This window comes from Escherichia sp. E1130 (genome assembly GCF_005781065.1).
Lineage (GTDB): Bacteria > Pseudomonadota > Gammaproteobacteria > Enterobacterales > Enterobacteriaceae > Escherichia.
Map to the genome: position 1 here is coordinate 445,166 of NZ_VATL01000004.1, position 17,403 is coordinate 462,568.

Annotated in this window: 19 protein-coding genes; 11 read left to right on the top strand and 8 right to left on the bottom strand. The window is 50.5% G+C overall.

Going from position 1 to position 17,403, the window contains the following annotated elements; all coding sequences use genetic code 11:
* The first annotated feature begins 320 nt into the window (after window positions 1-320).
* The 6 genes from frdA (at window position 321) to blc (ending at window position 5,458) form a co-directional block, all read left to right on the top strand.
* Window positions 321-2,129 carry a fumarate reductase (quinol) flavoprotein subunit gene (gene frdA / locus FEK66_RS04915; RefSeq protein ID WP_130205969.1) on the top strand — a complete coding sequence of 603 codons (1,809 nt, stop codon included), beginning with the start codon at window positions 321-323 and terminating at the stop codon, window positions 2,127-2,129.
* Window positions 2,122-2,856, top strand: a complete 735-nt coding sequence (gene frdB / locus FEK66_RS04920; protein WP_064525766.1) for a fumarate reductase iron-sulfur protein — start codon at window positions 2,122-2,124, stop codon at window positions 2,854-2,856. Before frdA ends, frdB begins: the two co-directional genes overlap by 8 nt.
* 10 nt (window positions 2,857-2,866) lie before the next feature.
* On the top strand, window positions 2,867-3,262 hold the full coding sequence (frdC, locus tag FEK66_RS04925; RefSeq protein WP_001568431.1) for a fumarate reductase subunit FrdC: 396 nt from the start codon (window positions 2,867-2,869) through the stop codon (window positions 3,260-3,262).
* Between the two features lie 10 nt (window positions 3,263-3,272).
* Entirely contained in the window at window positions 3,273-3,632 is a 360-nt protein-coding gene (frdD, locus tag FEK66_RS04930; protein ID WP_001299198.1) for a fumarate reductase subunit FrdD, read from the top strand.
* 62 nt (window positions 3,633-3,694) lie between these two features.
* Window positions 3,695-4,837, top strand: a complete 1,143-nt coding sequence (locus tag FEK66_RS04935) for a BlaEC family class C beta-lactamase (protein ID WP_135495136.1) — start codon at window positions 3,695-3,697, stop codon at window positions 4,835-4,837.
* Between the two features lie 87 nt (window positions 4,838-4,924).
* The gene (gene blc / locus FEK66_RS04940) at window positions 4,925-5,458 is read left to right on the top strand and encodes a lipocalin Blc (RefSeq protein ID WP_130205963.1); all 534 of its coding nucleotides are present in this window, start codon (window positions 4,925-4,927) and stop codon (window positions 5,456-5,458) included.
* Here the strand turns inward: blc and sugE are convergent.
* From sugE to efp, 4 genes are all read right to left on the bottom strand, one after another.
* Window positions 5,455-5,772 (bottom strand): quaternary ammonium compound efflux SMR transporter SugE, encoded by a 318-nt coding sequence (sugE, locus tag FEK66_RS04945; RefSeq protein ID WP_130205961.1) that lies wholly within the window; start codon window positions 5,770-5,772, stop codon window positions 5,455-5,457. The two genes, blc and sugE, sit on opposite strands and share 4 nt — an antisense overlap.
* A 356-nt stretch (window positions 5,773-6,128) precedes the next feature.
* Window positions 6,129-6,275: a lipoprotein toxin entericidin B gene (gene ecnB, locus FEK66_RS04950; protein ID WP_000239596.1), complete on the bottom strand. Its 147-nt coding sequence runs from the start codon at window positions 6,273-6,275 to the stop codon at window positions 6,129-6,131.
* A 110-nt stretch (window positions 6,276-6,385) separates the two neighbouring features.
* Window positions 6,386-6,511, bottom strand: a complete 126-nt coding sequence (gene ecnA, locus FEK66_RS04955; RefSeq protein WP_064525758.1) for a lipoprotein antitoxin entericidin A — start codon at window positions 6,509-6,511, stop codon at window positions 6,386-6,388.
* 51 nt (window positions 6,512-6,562) lie between these two features.
* On the bottom strand, window positions 6,563-7,129 hold the full coding sequence (gene efp / locus FEK66_RS04960) for an elongation factor P (RefSeq protein WP_000257278.1): 567 nt from the start codon (window positions 7,127-7,129) through the stop codon (window positions 6,563-6,565).
* 41 nt (window positions 7,130-7,170) lie between these two features.
* Here efp and epmB point away from each other — a divergent pair, with 41 nt between their 5' ends.
* Window positions 7,171-8,199 (top strand): EF-P beta-lysylation protein EpmB, encoded by a 1,029-nt coding sequence (gene epmB, locus FEK66_RS04965; RefSeq protein WP_130205957.1) that lies wholly within the window; start codon window positions 7,171-7,173, stop codon window positions 8,197-8,199.
* Window positions 8,200-8,592: 393 nt separating this feature from the next.
* Window positions 8,593-9,462: a YjeJ family protein gene (locus FEK66_RS04970; protein WP_130205955.1), complete on the top strand. Its 870-nt coding sequence runs from the start codon at window positions 8,593-8,595 to the stop codon at window positions 9,460-9,462.
* 202 nt (window positions 9,463-9,664) lie between these two features.
* Here the strand turns inward: FEK66_RS04970 and FEK66_RS04975 are convergent, their stop codons facing one another.
* From FEK66_RS04975 to FEK66_RS04985, 3 genes are all read right to left on the bottom strand, one after another.
* Complete coding sequence (locus FEK66_RS04975; RefSeq protein ID WP_000558209.1) at window positions 9,665-10,018, bottom strand: DUF4156 domain-containing protein; 354 nt, start codon at window positions 10,016-10,018, stop codon at window positions 9,665-9,667.
* Window positions 10,019-10,155: 137 nt separating this feature from the next.
* On the bottom strand, window positions 10,156-11,802 hold the full coding sequence (gene groL, locus FEK66_RS04980; protein WP_000729132.1) for a chaperonin GroEL: 1,647 nt from the start codon (window positions 11,800-11,802) through the stop codon (window positions 10,156-10,158).
* 43 nt (window positions 11,803-11,845) lie between these two features.
* Window positions 11,846-12,139, bottom strand: coding sequence for a co-chaperone GroES (locus FEK66_RS04985; protein WP_001026276.1), 294 nt, complete (start codon window positions 12,137-12,139; stop codon window positions 11,846-11,848).
* A 275-nt stretch (window positions 12,140-12,414) separates the two neighbouring features.
* Between FEK66_RS04985 and yjeH the strand changes: the two genes are divergently transcribed.
* Window positions 12,415-13,671: an L-methionine/branched-chain amino acid transporter gene (yjeH, locus tag FEK66_RS04990; protein WP_138211419.1), complete on the top strand. Its 1,257-nt coding sequence runs from the start codon at window positions 12,415-12,417 to the stop codon at window positions 13,669-13,671.
* Window positions 13,672-13,686: 15 nt separating this feature from the next.
* Here the strand turns inward: yjeH and FEK66_RS04995 are convergent, their stop codons facing one another.
* Window positions 13,687-14,163: an FxsA family protein gene (locus FEK66_RS04995; protein ID WP_130258490.1), complete on the bottom strand. Its 477-nt coding sequence runs from the start codon at window positions 14,161-14,163 to the stop codon at window positions 13,687-13,689.
* A 336-nt stretch (window positions 14,164-14,499) separates the two neighbouring features.
* Here FEK66_RS04995 and aspA point away from each other — a divergent pair, with 336 nt between their 5' ends.
* Entirely contained in the window at window positions 14,500-15,936 is a 1,437-nt protein-coding gene (aspA, locus tag FEK66_RS05000) for an aspartate ammonia-lyase (RefSeq protein WP_130205949.1), read from the top strand.
* Between the two features lie 117 nt (window positions 15,937-16,053).
* On the top strand, window positions 16,054-17,355 hold the full coding sequence (gene dcuA, locus FEK66_RS05005; protein ID WP_130205947.1) for an anaerobic C4-dicarboxylate transporter DcuA: 1,302 nt from the start codon (window positions 16,054-16,056) through the stop codon (window positions 17,353-17,355).
* The last annotated feature ends 48 nt before the right edge of the window (window positions 17,356-17,403 follow it).

Sequence of the window (17,403 nt, forward strand, 5' to 3'; positions counted from 1 at the left end):
AAATCTCCAGTTTTTAACAAGGGCACGAAGTCTACTCGCAACGCGACGGCGAGACAAATTTTACGCAGGAATCATTCAGCAAGGGGGGGTGACTAAAAAAACCACAATCTGATGGTTTAGTAATTAAATTAATCATCTTCAGTGATAATTTAGCCCGCTTGCGCACTAAAAAAATCGATCTCGTCAAATTTCAGACTTATCCATCAGACTATACTGTTGTACCTATAAAGGAGCAGTGGAATAGCGTTCGCAGACCGTAACTTTCAGGCACTTACCCTGAAGTACGTGGATGTGGGATAAAAACAATCTGGAGGAATGTCGTGCAAACCTTTCAAGCCGATCTTGCCATTGTAGGTGCCGGTGGCGCGGGATTACGTGCTGCAATTGCTGCCGCGCAGGCAAATCCGAATGCAAAAATCGCACTAATCTCAAAAGTATACCCAATGCGCAGCCATACCGTTGCTGCAGAAGGGGGCTCCGCCGCTGTCGCGCAGGATCATGACAGCTTCGATTATCACTTTAACGATACAGTAGCGGGTGGCGACTGGTTATGTGAGCAGGATGTTGTGGATTATTTCGTCCACCACTGCCCAACCGAAATGACCCAACTGGAACTGTGGGGATGCCCATGGAGCCGTCGCCCGGATGGTAGCGTGAACGTACGTCGCTTCGGCGGCATGAAAATCGAGCGTACCTGGTTCGCCGCCGATAAGACCGGCTTCCATATGCTGCATACGCTGTTCCAGACCTCTCTGCAATTCCCGCAGATCCAGCGTTTTGACGAACACTTCGTGCTGGATATTCTGGTTGATGATGGTCATGTTCGCGGCCTGGTAGCAATGAACATGATGGAAGGCACGCTGGTTCAGATCCGTGCTAACGCAGTGGTGATGGCAACCGGTGGCGCTGGCCGTGTTTATCGTTACAACACCAACGGCGGCATCGTTACTGGCGACGGTATGGGTATGGCGCTGAGCCACGGTGTTCCGCTGCGTGACATGGAATTCGTTCAGTATCACCCAACCGGTCTGCCAGGTTCCGGTATCCTGATGACCGAAGGTTGCCGTGGCGAAGGCGGTATTCTGGTCAACAAAAATGGCTACCGTTATCTGCAAGACTACGGCATGGGTCCAGAAACTCCGCTGGGCGAACCGAAAAACAAATACATGGAACTGGGTCCACGCGACAAAGTTTCTCAGGCCTTCTGGCACGAATGGCGTAAAGGCAACACCATCTCCACGCCGCGTGGCGATGTGGTTTACCTCGACCTGCGTCACCTGGGCGAGAAAAAACTGCACGAACGTCTGCCGTTCATCTGTGAACTGGCGAAAGCTTATGTTGGCGTCGATCCGGTTAAAGAGCCGATTCCGGTACGTCCGACCGCGCACTACACCATGGGTGGTATCGAAACCGATCAGAACTGCGAAACCCGCATTAAGGGCCTGTTCGCCGTGGGCGAATGTTCCTCTGTAGGTCTGCACGGCGCAAACCGTCTGGGCTCCAACTCCCTGGCGGAACTGGTGGTCTTTGGTCGTCTGGCTGGTGAGCAAGCAATGGAGCGCGCATCTACTGCCGGTAATGGCAACGATGCAGCGATCAATGCCCAGGTTGCTGGCGTTGAACAGCGTCTGAAAGATCTGGTTAACCAGGACGGCGGCGAAAACTGGGCGAAGATCCGCGACGAAATGGGCCTGGCCATGGAAGAAGGCTGCGGTATCTACCGTACGCCGGAACTGATGCAGAAAACCATCGACAAGCTGGCGGAACTGCAGGAACGCTTCAAGCGCGTTCGCATCACCGACACTTCCAGCGTGTTCAACACCGACCTGCTTTACACCATTGAGTTGGGCCACGGTCTGAACGTTGCCGAATGTATGGCGCACTCTGCAATGGCACGTAAAGAGTCCCGCGGCGCGCACCAGCGTCTGGACGAAGGTTGCACTGAACGTGACGACATCAACTTCCTCAAACACACCCTCGCCTTCCGCGATGCTGATGGCACTACTCGCCTGGAGTACAGCGACGTGAAAATTACTAAGCTGCCGCCGGCCAAACGCATGTACGGTGGCGAAGCGGATGCAGCCGATAAGGCGGAAGCAGCCAATAAGAAGGAGAAGGCGAATGGCTGAGATGAAAAACCTGAAAATTGAGGTGGTGCGTTATAACCCGGAAGTCGATACCGCACCACATAGCGCATTCTATGAAGTGCCTTATGATGAAACCACCTCATTGCTGGATGCGCTGGGCTATATCAAAGACAACCTTGCGCCGGACCTGAGCTACCGCTGGTCCTGCCGTATGGCGATTTGTGGCTCCTGCGGCATGATGGTTAACAACGTGCCGAAACTGGCATGTAAAACCTTCCTGCGTGACTACACCAACGGCATGAAGGTTGAAGCGTTAGCTAACTTCCCGATTGAACGCGATCTGGTGGTCGATATGACCCACTTCATCGAAAGTCTGGAAGCGATCAAACCGTACATCATCGGCAACTCCCGCACCGCGGATCAGGGTACTAACATCCAGACCCCGGCGCAGATGGCGAAGTATCACCAGTTCTCCGGTTGCATCAACTGTGGTCTGTGCTATGCCGCATGCCCGCAGTTCGGCCTGAACCCAGAGTTCATCGGTCCGGCTGCCATTACGCTGGCACATCGTTATAACGAAGATAGCCGAGACCACGGTAAGAAGGAGCGTATGGCGCAGTTAAACAGCCAGAACGGCGTATGGAGCTGTACTTTCGTGGGCTACTGCTCCGAAGTCTGCCCGAAACACGTCGATCCGGCTGCGGCCATTCAGCAGGGCAAAGTAGAAAGTTCAAAAGACTTTCTTATCGCGACCCTGAAACCACGCTAAGGAGTGCAACATGACGACTAAACGTAAACCGTATGTACGGCCAATGACGTCCACCTGGTGGAAAAAATTGCCGTTTTATCGCTTTTACATGCTGCGCGAAGGCACAGCGGTTCCGGCTGTGTGGTTCAGCATTGAACTGATTTTCGGGCTGTTTGCCCTGAAAAATGGCCCGGAAACCTGGGCGGGATTCGTCGACTTTTTACAAAACCCGGTTATCGTGATCATTAACCTGATCACTCTGGCGGCAGCCCTGCTGCACACCAAAACCTGGTTTGAACTGGCACCGAAAGCGGCCAATATCATTGTAAAAGACGAAAAAATGGGACCAGAGCCAATTATCAAAAGTCTCTGGGCGGTAACCGTGGTTGCCACCATCGTAATCCTGTTTGTTGCCCTGTACTGGTAAGGAGCCTGAGATGATTAATCCAAATCCAAAGCGTTCTGACGAACCGGTATTCTGGGGCCTCTTCGGGGCCGGTGGTATGTGGAGTGCGATCATTGCGCCGGTAATGATCCTGCTGGTTGGCATTCTGTTGCCGCTGGGTCTGTTCCCGGGTGACGCACTGAGCTACGAACGCGTTCTGGCGTTCGCGCAAAGCTTCATTGGTCGCGTATTCCTGTTCCTGATGATCGTCCTGCCGCTGTGGTGTGGTTTACACCGTATGCACCACGCGATGCACGATCTGAAAATTCACGTGCCTGCGGGTAAATGGGTTTTCTACGGTCTGGCTGCTATCCTGACAGTTGTCACACTGATTGGTATCGTTACAATCTAACGTATCGCCAATGTAAATCCGGCCCGCCTATGGCGGGCCGTTTTGTATGGAAACCAGACCTTATGCTCAAAACGACGCTTTGCGCCTTACTGATTACCGTCTCTTGCTCCACTCTTGCCGCGCCCCACAGCGAACAACAAATCAACGATATTGTGCATCACACAATTACCCCACTTGTTGAGCAACAAAACATCCCCGGCATGGCCGTTGCAGTGATTTATCAGGGTAAGCCTTATTACTTTACCTGGGGCTACGCGGATGTGGCAAAAAAGCGGCCCGTCACGCAGCAAACGTTGTTTGAGTTAGGCTCGGTCAGTAAAACATTTACGGGCGTGCTTGGTGGCGATGCTATTGCTCGAGGGGAAATCAATCTAAACGATCCCGTCACAAAATACTGGCCTGAACTTACCGCTAAACAGTGGAATGGGATCACACTATTACATCTCGCAACCTACACCGCTGGCGGCCTGCCGTTACAGGTGCCGGATGAGGTGAAATCCTCAAGCGACTTGCTGCGCTTCTATCAAAACTGGCAGCCTGAATGGGCGCCAGGAACACAACGTCTGTATGCAAACTCCAGTATCGGTTTGTTCGGCGCACTGGCTGTGAAGCCATCCGGTTTGAGCTTTGAACAGGCGATGCAAACTCGTGTTTTCCAGCCACTCAAACTCACTCATACGTGGATTAATGTGCCATCAGCGGAAGAAAAGAATTACGCCTGGGGGTATCGCGAAGGTAAGGCAGTGCATGTTTCGCCAGGGGCGTTAGATGCTGAAGCGTACGGTGTAAAATCGACGATTGAAGATATGGCCCGCTGGGTACGAAGCAATATGAATCCCCGTGATATCAACGACAAAACACTTCAGCAAGGGATACAACTGGCGCAATCTCGCTACTGGCAAACCGGCGATATGTATCAGGGCCTGGGCTGGGAAATGCTGGACTGGCCGGTAAATCCTGACAGCATCATCAATGGCAGCGACAGTAAAATTGCGCTGGCGACAAGCCCAGTAAAAGCGATTACGCCCCCAGCTCCTGCTGTGCGGTCATCATGGGTGCATAAAACAGGTGCGACCGGCGGATTTGGTAGCTATGTCGCGTTTATCCCAGAAAAAGAGCTGGGTATTGTGATGCTGGCTAACAAAAATTATCCCAATCCAGCGAGAGTTACCGCCGCCTGGCAGATTCTCAACGCTCTGCAGTAAAATTTCATCGGGTCCGAATTTTCGGACCTTTTCTTCGCATTTCCTTGCTGTCATCTACACTTAGAAAAAACCAGTAAGGAAACATTTATGCGCCTGCTCCCTCTCGTTGCCGCAGCGACGGCTGCATTTCTGGTGGTTGCCTGTAGTTCTCCCACACCACCGCGTGGCGTGACCGTGGTAAATAATTTCGATACCAAACGCTATCTGGGTACATGGTATGAGATTGCCCGTTTTGATCACCGCTTTGAACGCGGGCTGGAGAAAGTGACCGCGACGTATAGCCTGCGGGATGACGGCGGCCTGAATGTCATTAATAAAGGCTATAACCCAGACAGAGAGATGTGGCAGCAGAGTGAAGGAAAAGCCTACTTTACTGGAGATCCGCGTCGCGCAGCCCTGAAAGTGTCGTTCTTTGGGCCATTCTACGGCGGTTATAATGTCATCGCGCTCGACCGGGAGTACCGCCACGCGCTGGTTTGCGGCCCGGACCGCGACTACCTGTGGATACTCTCTCGCACGCCAACCATTTCTGACGAAGTTAAACAGGAGATGTTGGCAGTCGCAACCCGGGAAGGGTTTGATGTTAGTAAGTTTATTTGGGTACAACAGCCCGGTAGTTAGTGAGTGCTGAGCTTCAGACCAATAATTCCCACCACAATTAACGCCAGACTCGCCAGGCGCATCGGGTTAGCGGACTCGCCGAGCAGCACAATGCCGGTGATAGCCGCGCCGACTGCGCCAATCCCCGTCCAGACAGCATAAGCCGTCCCTACAGGTAATGACTTCATCGCCCAGGCGAGCAGCGCCATACTGACAATCATCGCCGTCACGGTAATAACACTTGGCGTCAAACGACTAAAGCCGTGGGTATATTTCAGGCCAACAGCCCAGACGACTTCCAGCAACCCAGCAATAAATAAGATAATCCAGGACATATAAAACTCCGGAGAAATGGGGCCGTCCCCGGTGAAAAGAAGCGTTTGCAGGTCGTCCTGCAAAGCTGATGGTTGAACGGATATTTTGCCTGGTGGCAGGGGAATTTCAACTATTACCTTAGTGACTATCGCTGAAAAAATAAACGGTACGACAAACTTGTCGTACCGTTACCGATTGTTGACAAAGTGTCAGTTGTTTATGCCAGATGCGGCGTTAATGCCTTACCCAGCCTACAAAATCGTGCAAATTCAATATATTGCATGGGATATGTAGGTCTGATAAGCGTAGCGCATCAGGCAATTTTGCCTTTGTCATCAGTATCAACGGCACGACAAAACTGCCGTACCGTTATTGCTTATTGCTGCGCTTTCGTTGCTGCGCCAGAAATCGCGTTACCGCCGTCGGAGATATCTTCACCAACGCCACGCGTGGTGTTGCAGGCAGTCAATACTGTTGAAAGCACCAGAACAGAAAAGATCGCTGCAATTGTCTTCTTCACCATAATGTCTTCCTTTTAGGTAATGTTATTTGTGTTTGCCTATAGCAAATTAATAATAGACAACACCACCGAAAATGACGGAAATCTGATGATTTTTAGGAAGAGAAGAAAAATTAGCTGGCTGCGCGGGAGATGGAATTACCGAGATGTTTAATGTCTTCACCAAAACCGCGAGCGGTGTTACAGCCCGTGAGCAGCGCACTGGCAAGCAAAACAAGAAGGATAAGGCGTTTCATCATCTCTGACCTGAGAAAGTGATGGTGCAGCCCACAGGCCGCACCACAACCGCATTACTTCACGCGAGATACGTATTCACCAGAGCGGGTATCCACTTTAATGACTTCGCCGATCTGTACAAACAGCGGAACTTTAACCACAGCGCCAGTAGACAGGGTAGCCGGTTTGCCACCAGTACCTGCGGTATCACCTTTCAGACCCGGATCGGTATCAACGATTTCCAGTTCAACGAAGTTCGGCGGAGTAACGGAGATCGGCTGACCATTCCACAGAGTTACGATGCACTCTGCCTGATCCAGCAGCCATTTAGCGTTGTCGCCAATTGCTTTTGCATCAGCAGACAGCTGCTCGAAAGTTTCGTTGTTCATGAAGTGCCAGAACTCACCGTCGTTGTACAGGTAAGTCAGGTTCATATCGACAACATCAGCGCCTTCAGCGGAATCGGTAGATTTGAAGGTTTTTTCTACGCGAGTGCCAGTCAGCAGACGGCGCAGTTTAACGCGAGCGAATGCCTGACCTTTACCCGGTTTCACGAATTCACTGGCTTCAACCGCGTAAGGTTCGCCATCTAACATGATTTTAAGACCAGCACGAAAATCGTTGCTATAGTACGTTGCCATAAGGCCCTCTGAAATTTATTAATTGGTAGCTAAGCCACAAAATGGCGCATATTGTAACCCTAAATACCCCATCCAGAGAAGATTGGTTAGCGCAACTTGCCGATGTTGTGACCGATCCTGATGAACTTCTGCGTCTTTTGAATATAGACGCGGACGAAAAACTGTTGGCCGGACGCAGCGCCAAAAAGCTGTTTGCCCTGCGCGTGCCCCGCTCATTTATCGATCGCATGGAGAAAGGCAATCCAAACGATCCACTTTTGCGTCAGGTACTTACCTCGCAAGATGAGTTTGTCGTCGCGCCCGGATTCTCCACCGACCCGCTGGAAGAACAGCACAGCGTAGTGCCTGGTTTGTTGCATAAATACCACAACCGGGCGCTATTGCTGGTCAAAGGCGGCTGCGCGGTAAATTGCCGCTATTGCTTCCGTCGCCACTTCCCGTATGCCGAAAATCAGGGCAACAAGCGAAACTGGAAGACGGCACTTGAGTATGTTGCTGCGCATCCGGAACTGGACGAGATTATTTTCTCCGGCGGCGATCCGCTGATGGCGAAAGATCACGAACTGGACTGGTTATTAACGCAACTGGAAGCCATCCCACATATCAAACGTCTGCGGATTCACAGCCGTCTGCCGATTGTAATCCCGGCACGCATCACCGAGGCGCTGGTTGAACGCTTTGCCCGTTCTACGCTGCAAATCTTGCTGGTGAATCACATCAACCATGCCAATGAGGTAGATGAAACGTTTCGTCAGGCGATGGCTAAATTGCGCCGTGTCGGCGTCACCCTGCTTAACCAAAGCGTTCTGTTACGTGGCGTGAACGATAACGCGCAAACGCTGGCAAATCTGAGTAATGCACTGTTTGACGCCGGTGTGATGCCCTATTACCTGCATGTGCTCGATAAAGTGCAGGGCGCGGCGCATTTCATGGTGAGCGATGATGAAGCGCGGCAGATTATGCGTGAGTTGCTGACGTTAGTATCGGGATATCTGGTGCCAAAACTGGCGCGCGAGATTGGTGGCGAACCCAGCAAAACGCCGCTGGATCTCCAGCTACGCCAGCAGTAACTGATTAAACAGGGAAGTTAAACATTAAAATTGCCTGATGCGCTACGCTTATCAGGCCTACATCGTGCATTGAAATTGAATGAATTTTCAATGAACTATAGGCCGGATAAGGCGTTTACGCCGCATCCGGCAAGAGCAACAAACGCAGTACAGCGACCTGTCATTTTACAGGGAAGTTTAATCTTTGCCCGTTGCATAACCTTTAATTATTCATATACATTGCTATTTTTACTCTTTATATAGCCAACACCAATAATTAACCTTTCTTTTCTGTTTATATAGAGTGAGCACGGCTATTTATGTTATTTTAACAACTATTACTACCAAGCCCATTTATCTGGCTTATAAATTAAAATTAATTATTTAATTGAGAAATGGTTAGGGAGAACCTACATGGCCATAAGCATCAAGGGTGTTAATACCGGTGTTATTCGCAAGAGTAATAATTTCATTGCACTGGCGCTGAAAATTAAAGAGCCTCGCAATAAAGAATCGTTGTTCTTCATGTCTGTGATGGAACTGCGCGACCTTCTGATTGCGCTGGAAAGTCGTCTGCATCAAAAGCATAAACTGGATGCTGATGCACGCCTTCTGTATGAGCAAGCTCGCGATAAAGTCATTAAGAAAATGGCAGAAAATATCCCGGAAATTCTGGTTGATGAGCTTAAAAATGCCGATATTAATCGCCGGGTTAACGCGCTGGAACTTACCGATAATCAGGGCGAAAATCTTAATTTCGCATTAACGCTACATGATGGCAGCAAATGCGAATTAGTGGTCAATGAGTTGCAGATTGAAATGCTGGCGCGAGCAATCATTCATGCAATTAATAATGCAGAAATGCGTGAACTGGCGTTACGTATTACATCGTTGTTAGATTTCCTGCCGTTATATGACGTCGACTGCCAGGACAATGGCAATCTGGAATACGACACCTATTCCCAACCAGAATGGAAACATAATCTGTTTAGTCATTATCTGGCCGTACTTTATCGCTTTAAAGATGAAGGTGGCAAAGAGCAATTTAGCGGAGCAGTAGTAAAAACGCGTGAAGCAACAGCGGGTAAAGAAGTGGAGGCTATCACTCGCCGGATGCTTGATTTCAGTCCTCGACTGAAAAAACTCGCGGGTGTGCCGTGTCAGGTCTACGTTCGGACTATGGCAGCCAATAACGCCCAACCACTGACCCAGGATCAATGCCTACGCGCACTGCATCACCTACGCGTTCAATCCATCAGCAAAACTGCACCACAGGCGAAATAATCCCATCTTTGCTAATGCGAGGCTGGAGCCATCCAGCCTGAAATGACCGATAACGTGATCGTTGATCATGCCGGATGCGGCGTAAACGCCTTATCCGGCCTACAAATTCTCGAGCATTCAATCAGTTGCAATGCCTGATGTGGGCCTGATAAGCGAAGCGCATCTGGCAATTATACGTTTGTCACCCAGCCTCAGGATCCCATCAGTTCGGGCACTTATATACCTGACCGATAATCTGGCTGTCAGTCGGGACAAAGCTGGACAGCATGCCCTGCGACGGGCTGCTGATACCATAAATCACGTTACCGCCCATTGCTGCCGCCTGGTTGCGCAGATCGTTTGCCGCACCACGCATAGAACCGCCCTCTTCACCGTGTTGCCCGGAAAGCCAGTTACTTTGCTTACCGGTAGCAGTACCAATCAGCTGGCACTCTGCACCTGGTTGCTCGTCCACGATGCGAACGCTCTGTCCGGCAGCGCTCAATTCGTTGCTGGAGCTACAACCCGCCATCAGTAGCGCGGCACCGACAATCCCTGCTAAGTATTTTACGTGCATGTTATTCCCCATAATCAATGAGCTGGACGCAACTCGCGTCGTCCGTGTCTGAATCTTATACTAGAAAGATGACCAAAAGAAAAACCCCCAGACATTTCTGCCCGGGGGTTTCTTTATTTCTGCGAGGTGCAGGGCAATTACATCATGCCGCCCATGCCACCCATGCCGCCCATACCGCCAGCAGCGCCTAAGTCAGCTGCATCGTTTTTCGGCAGGTCGGTAACCATGCACTCAGTGGTGATCATCAGGCCAGCCACAGAAGCTGCGTACTGCAGAGCAGAACGAGTTACTTTGGTTGGATCCAGGATACCCATGTCGATCATGTTGCCGTATTCTTCGGTTGCTGCGTTGTAGCCGTAGTTGCCGTCGCCAGCTTTAACGGTGTTAGCAACAACAGACGGTTCTTCACCGCAGTTCAGTACGATCTGACGCAGCGGAGCTTCCATTGCACGCAGTGCAACTTTGATACCCACGTTCTGCTCTTCGTTCTGACCACGCAGGTCAGCCAGTTTAGACGCTACGCGGATCAGCGCAACACCACCACCAGCAACCACGCCTTCTTCTACCGCAGCACGGGTCGCGTGCAGGGCGTCTTCAACGCGTGCTTTTTTCTCTTTCATTTCAACTTCGGTAGCAGCACCAACTTTGATAACTGCAACGCCGCCTGCCAGTTTCGCTACGCGCTCCTGCAGTTTTTCACGGTCGTAGTCAGAAGTTGCTTCTTCAATCTGCTGACGGATCTGAGCAACACGGCCCTGAATCGCAGCTTCTTCACCCACGCCATCGATGATGGTGGTGGTGTCTTTGTTGATCACAACACGTTTAGCCTGGCCCAGGTCTTCCAGGGTTGCTTTTTCCAGCTCCATACCAATCTCTTCAGAGATTACGGTACCGCCAGTCAGGGTTGCGATATCCTGCAGCATAGCTTTACGGCGATCGCCGAAGCCCGGAGCTTTAACCGCAGCGACTTTCACAATGCCACGCATGGTGTTAACAACCAGAGTTGCCAGCGCTTCGCCTTCAACATCTTCAGCGATGATCAGCAGCGGTTTGCCTGCTTTTGCAACGGCTTCCAGAACCGGCAGCATTTCGCGGATGTTGGAGATTTTCTTGTCAGCCAGCAGGATGAACGGGCTTTCCAGTTCTACTGCGCCAGTTTCCGGCTTGTTGATGAAGTAAGGAGACAGGTAGCCACGGTCGAACTGCATACCTTCAACCACGTCCAGTTCGTCCTGCAGACCAGTACCGTCTTCAACGGTGATAACACCTTCTTTACCGACTTTGTCCATCGCTTCAGCGATCAGTTTACCTACGGTTTCGTCGGAGTTAGCGGAGATAGTACCAACCTGAGCAATCGCTTTAGAGTCGGAGCACGGTACGGACAGCGCTTTCAGTTCTTCAACTGCAGCAGTAACGGCTTTGTCGATACCACGTTTCAGGTCCATCGGGTTCATGCCCGCAGCAACAGCTTTCAGACCTTCAGTGATGATAGCCTGAGCCAGTACGGTTGCGGTGGTGGTACCGTCGCCTGCAGTGTCGTTCGCTTTAGAGGCAACTTCTTTCACCATCTGCGCACCCATGTTTTCGAACTTGTCTTCCAGTTCGATTTCACGAGCAACGGAAACACCATCTTTGGTGATGGTCGGTGCACCGAAAGATTTATCCAGAACTACGTTACGGCCTTTCGGACCGAGGGTAACTTTCACTGCATCTGCCAGTACGTTTACGCCGCGCAGCATTTTCACACGAGCGTCGTTACCGAATTTTACGTCTTTAGCTGCCATTATCTTTATTCCTTAAATTCGTATGTTCAGTGTCGTGCGCGGATTACGCTTCAACAATTGCCAGAATGTCGCTTTCGGACATGATCAACACTTCTTCATTGTCGATCTTCTCAGACTTCACACCGTAGCCATCATTGAAAATTACGATGTCGCCAACTTTCACATCCAGCGGCTTCACTTCGCCATTTTCAAGGATACGGCCATTGCCAACAGCCAGCACTTCGCCACGGGTAGATTTAGCCGCTGCAGAGCCGGTCAGAACGATGCCGCCAGCAGATTTAGTTTCAACTTCTTTACGCTTGACGATCACGCGATCATGCAATGGACGAATATTCATTGATAACTCTCCTTTGAGAAAGTCCGTATCTGTTATGGGTGACGCCGGACCTTACGTGGTTTCCCGGCTGGTGACCAGTGAAATGGGGATGGGCTTCTCCCCCTTCAAGGGGGCAAATGAAAAAAAATTCTGATCAGTACAAAATCGGGTAAAAATCCTGATTCACATCACATTTCATCGCAATTTCTCCATCGCCGCCATACGCGAATCTGATTGTGCTACCATCGAAATCCTGCGCAGTTGCCCAAAATTTGGGCACAATTGGACATTAACCCATGAGTGGACTCAAACAAGAACTGGGATTAGCCCAGGGGATCGGCCTGTTATCAACCTCATTATTAGGCACGGGCGTGTTTGCCGTTCCCGCATTAGCCGCCCTGCTAGCGGGCAATACCAGCCTGTGGGCCTGGCCCGTTTTGATTATCTTGGTGTTCCCGATTGCAATCGTCTTTGCGCTGCTGGGACGCCACTATCCCAGCGCGGGCGGCGTCGCGCACTTCGTTGGTATGGCGTTTGGCTCGCGGCTTGAGCGAGTCACTGGCTGGCTATTTTTATCGGTCATTCCCGTGGGCCTGCCCGCTGCACTACAAATTGCCGCCGGCTTTGGCCAGGCAATGTTTGGCTGGCATAGTTGGCAACTGTTGTTGGCAGAACTTGGTACGCTGGCACTGGTGTGGTACATCGGTACTCGCGGTGCCAGTTCCAGTGCTAATCTACAAACGGTTATTGCCGGGCTTATCGTCGCGCTGATTGTCGCTATCTGGTGGGCGGGCGATATCAAACCTGCGAATATCCACTTCCCTGCGCCTGGTGATATCGAACTTTCCGGGTTGTTTGCTGCGTTATCGGTGATGTTCTGGTGCTTTGTCGGTCTGGAGGCATTTGCCCATCTCGCCTCGGAATTTAAAAATCCAGAGCGTGATTTTCCCCGCGCTCTGATGATTGGTCTGTTGCTGGCAGGATTAGTCTATTGGGGCTGTACGGTGGTGGTATTACACTTCGACGCCTATGGTGAAAAAATGGCGGCGGCAGCATCGCTTCCAAAAATTGTGGTGCAGCTGTTCGGTGTAGGAGCATTGTGGATTGCCTGCGTGATTGGCTATCTGGCCTGCTTTGCCAGTCTCAACATTTATATACAGAGCTTCGCCCGATTAGTCTGGTCGCAGGCGCAACACAATCCTGACCACTACCTGGCACGCCTCTCTTCTCGCCATATCCCGACTAATGCCCTTAATGCCGTGCTCGGCTGTTGCGTGGTGAGCACGTTGGCGATCCATATGTTAGAGATCAATCTGGACGCACTTATCATCTATGCCAATGGCATCTTTATTATGATTTACCTGTTATGCATGCTGGCAGGCTGTAAATTATTGCAAGGACGTTATCGACTACTGGCGGTAATTGGCGGGCTGTTATGTGTTCTGTTACTGGCGATGGTCGGCTGGAAAAGTTTATATGCCCTGATCATGCTGGCGGGGTTATGGCTATTTCTGCCAAAACGAAAAACGCCGGAAAATGGCATAACCACATAATCCGGCGTTTCGTCATTAATCCTGGCGATCGTCTTTATGATCAAGGCGGTCGCGGTCATCATCCTTACGCTGATACTCACCATCAAAAGTATTACCGCCACCGGTTCCGGCACTAAAACCACCGCCCGGCATACGGGAAAAGCGCAAATGCGGCATCAGCTTCACCGTCAGGTGCTTTTGCACTGGCGGTAATAAAAGTAGAAGACCGAGGAAATCGGTGAAAAAGCCCGGTAATAAAAGCAGCAAACCGGCAATGATCAACGAAACACTTTTAATCATTTCCGCCGCTGGGTTTTCTCCCGCCGCCATTTTTTGTTGCATCAGCACAAAATTCTTAAAGCCCTGATTACGTACCAGTGACATACCAATAATTGAGGTGAATATAACCAGCACGAGGGTCAGCAATACCCCAAGGACATGAGCAACCTGAATAAAGATTGAAATCTCAATATAGACATAAAGGAAAACGGCAATAAAAGGTAACCAGCGCAAAGGTTTCTCCTGTAATAGCAACCAGTTAAATCAGGTCGCCTGAATGGGTTGCGAATCGCGTTCAGCTTATATTGTGGTCATTAGCAAAATTTCAAGATGTTTGCGCAACTATTTTTGGTAGTAATCCCAAAGCGGTGATCTATTTCACAAATTAATAATTAAGGGGTAAAAACCAACACTTAAAGTGATCCAGATTACGGTAGAAATCCTCAAGCAGCATATGATCCCGAGTATTCGACTGATGCAGGGGATAATCGTCGGTCGAAAAACATTCGAAACCACATATATTCTGTGTGTTTAAAGCAAATCATTGGCAGCTTGAAAAAGAAGGTTCACATGTCAAACAACATTCGTATCGAAGAAGATCTGTTGGGTACCAGGGAAGTTCCAGCTGATGCCTACTATGGTGTTCACACTCTGAGAGCGATTGAAAACTTCTATATCAGCAACAACAAAATCAGCGATATTCCTGAATTTGTTCGCGGTATGGTAATGGTTAAAAAAGCTGCAGCTATGGCAAACAAAGAGCTGCAAACCATTCCTAAAAGTGTAGCGAATGCAATCATTGCCGCATGTGATGAAGTCCTGAACAACGGAAAATGCATGGATCAGTTCCCGGTAGACGTCTACCAGGGCGGCGCAGGTACTTCCGTAAACATGAACACCAACGAAGTGCTGGCCAATATCGGTCTGGAACTGATGGGTCACCAGAAAGGTGAATATCAGTATCTGAACCCGAACGACCACGTTAACAAATGTCAGTCCACTAACGACGCCTACCCGACCGGTTTCCGCATCGCAGTTTACTCTTCTCTGATTAAACTGGTAGATGCTATTAACCAACTGCGTGAAGGCTTTGAACGTAAAGCTGTCGAATTCCAGGACATCCTGAAAATGGGTCGTACCCAGCTGCAGGACGCAGTACCGATGACCCTCGGTCAGGAATTCCGCGCTTTCAGCATCCTGCTGAAAGAAGAAGTGAAAAACATCGAACGTACCGCTGAACTGCTGCTGGAAGTTAACCTCGGCGCAACTGCAATCGGTACTGGCCTGAACACGCCGAAAGAGTACTCTCCGCTGGCAGTGAAAAAACTGGCTGAAGTCACTGGCTTCCCATGCGTACCTGCTGAAGACCTGATCGAAGCGACCTCTGACTGCGGCGCTTACGTTATGGTTCATGGCGCGCTGAAACGCATGGCTGTGAAGATGTCCAAAATCTGTAACGACCTGCGCTTGCTCTCTTCTGGCCCACGTGCCGGCCTGAACGAGATCAACCTGCCGGAACTGCAGGCTGGCTCTTCCATCATGCCAGCTAAAGTAAACCCAGTTGTTCCGGAAGTGGTTAACCAGGTTTGCTTCAAAGTCATCGGTAACGACATCACTGTTACCATGGCAGCAGAAGCGGGTCAGCTGCAGCTGAACGTTATGGAGCCAGTCATTGGCCAGGCCATGTTTGAATCCGTTCACATTCTGACCAACGCTTGCTACAACCTGCTGGAAAAATGCGTTAACGGCATCACTGCTAACAAAGAAGTGTGCGAAGGTTACGTTTACAACTCTATCGGTATCGTCACTTACCTGAACCCATTCATCGGCCACCACAACGGTGACATCGTGGGTAAAATCTGTGCCGAAACTGGCAAGAGCGTACGTGAAGTCGTTCTGGAGCGCGGTCTGTTGACTGAAGCAGAACTAGACGATATTTTCTCCGTACAGAACCTGATGCATCCGGCTTACAAAGCAAAACGCTATACTGATGAAAGCGAACAGTAATCGTACAGGGTAGTACAAATAAAAGAGGCACGTCAGACGACGTGCCTTTTTTCTTGTGAGTAGTAACTTAAAAACAACAACCTGATATCAACTTGTTAAAAAACAAGGAAGGCTAATATGCTAGTTGTAGAACTCATCATCGTTTTGCTGGCGATCTTCTTGGGCGCCAGATTAGGGGGAATTGGTATTGGTTTTGCAGGTGGATTGGGGGTGCTGGTTCTTGCCGCTATCGGCGTCAAGCCTGGTAACATCCCATTCGATGTCATTTCCATTATCATGGCGGTTATCGCTGCTATTTCTGCTATGCAGGTTGCTGGCGGTCTGGACTATCTGGTTCATCAGACAGAAAAGCTGCTGCGCCGTAACCCGAAATACATCACGATCCTTGCACCGATCGTAACCTATTTCCTGACCATCTTTGCTGGTACCGGCAACATCTCTCTGGCGACACTGCCAGTTATCGCTGAAGTTGCGAAGGAACAAGGCGTTAAACCTTGCCGTCCGCTGTCTACTGCAGTGGTATCCGCGCAGATTGCGATCACCGCATCGCCAATCTCTGCGGCGGTGGTTTACATGTCTTCCGTGATGGAAGGTCATGGCATCAGCTACCTGCATCTGCTCTCTGTGGTCATCCCGTCTACCCTGCTGGCAGTTCTGGTGATGTCCTTCCTGGTAACCATGCTTTTCAACTCCAAACTGTCTGACGATCCGATTTATCGCAAGCGTCTGGAAGAAGGTCTGGTTGAACTGCGCGGTGAGAAACAGATTGAAATCAAACAAGGCGCGAAAGCATCCGTCTGGCTGTTCCTGCTGGGCGTAGTTGGCGTGGTTATCTATGCGATTATCAACAGCCCGAGCATGGGCCTGGTTGAAAAACCGCTGATGAACACCACTAACGCGATCCTGATTATCATGTTGAGCGTTGCAACCCTGACCACTGTTCTTTGTAAAGTGGACACCGACAACATCCTCAACTCCAGCACCTTCAAAGCAGGTATGAGCGCCTGTATTTGTATCCTGGGTGTTGCATGGCTGGGCGATACTTTCGTTTCCAACAACATCGACTGGATCAAAGATACCGCTGGTGAAGTTATTCAGGGCCATCCGTGGCTGCTGGCTGTTATCTTCTTCTTTGCTTCTGCTCTGCTGTACTCTCAGGCTGCAACTGCAAAAGCACTGATGCCGATGGCTCTGGCGCTGAACGTTTCTCCACTGACCGCTGTAGCTTCTTTCGCAGCCGTGTCTGGTCTGTTCATTCTGCCGACCTACCCGACGCTGGTTGCTGCGGTACAGATGGATGACACGGGTACCACTCGTATCGGTAAATTCGTCTTCAACCATCCGTTCTTTATCCCAGGTACTCTGGGTGTTGCCCTGGCCGTTTGCTTCGGCTTCGTGCTGGGCAGCGTGATGCTGTAATGACAAATCGCGGGGCGTTCACGCCCCGCTTTCTTTCCCGCCGACTAA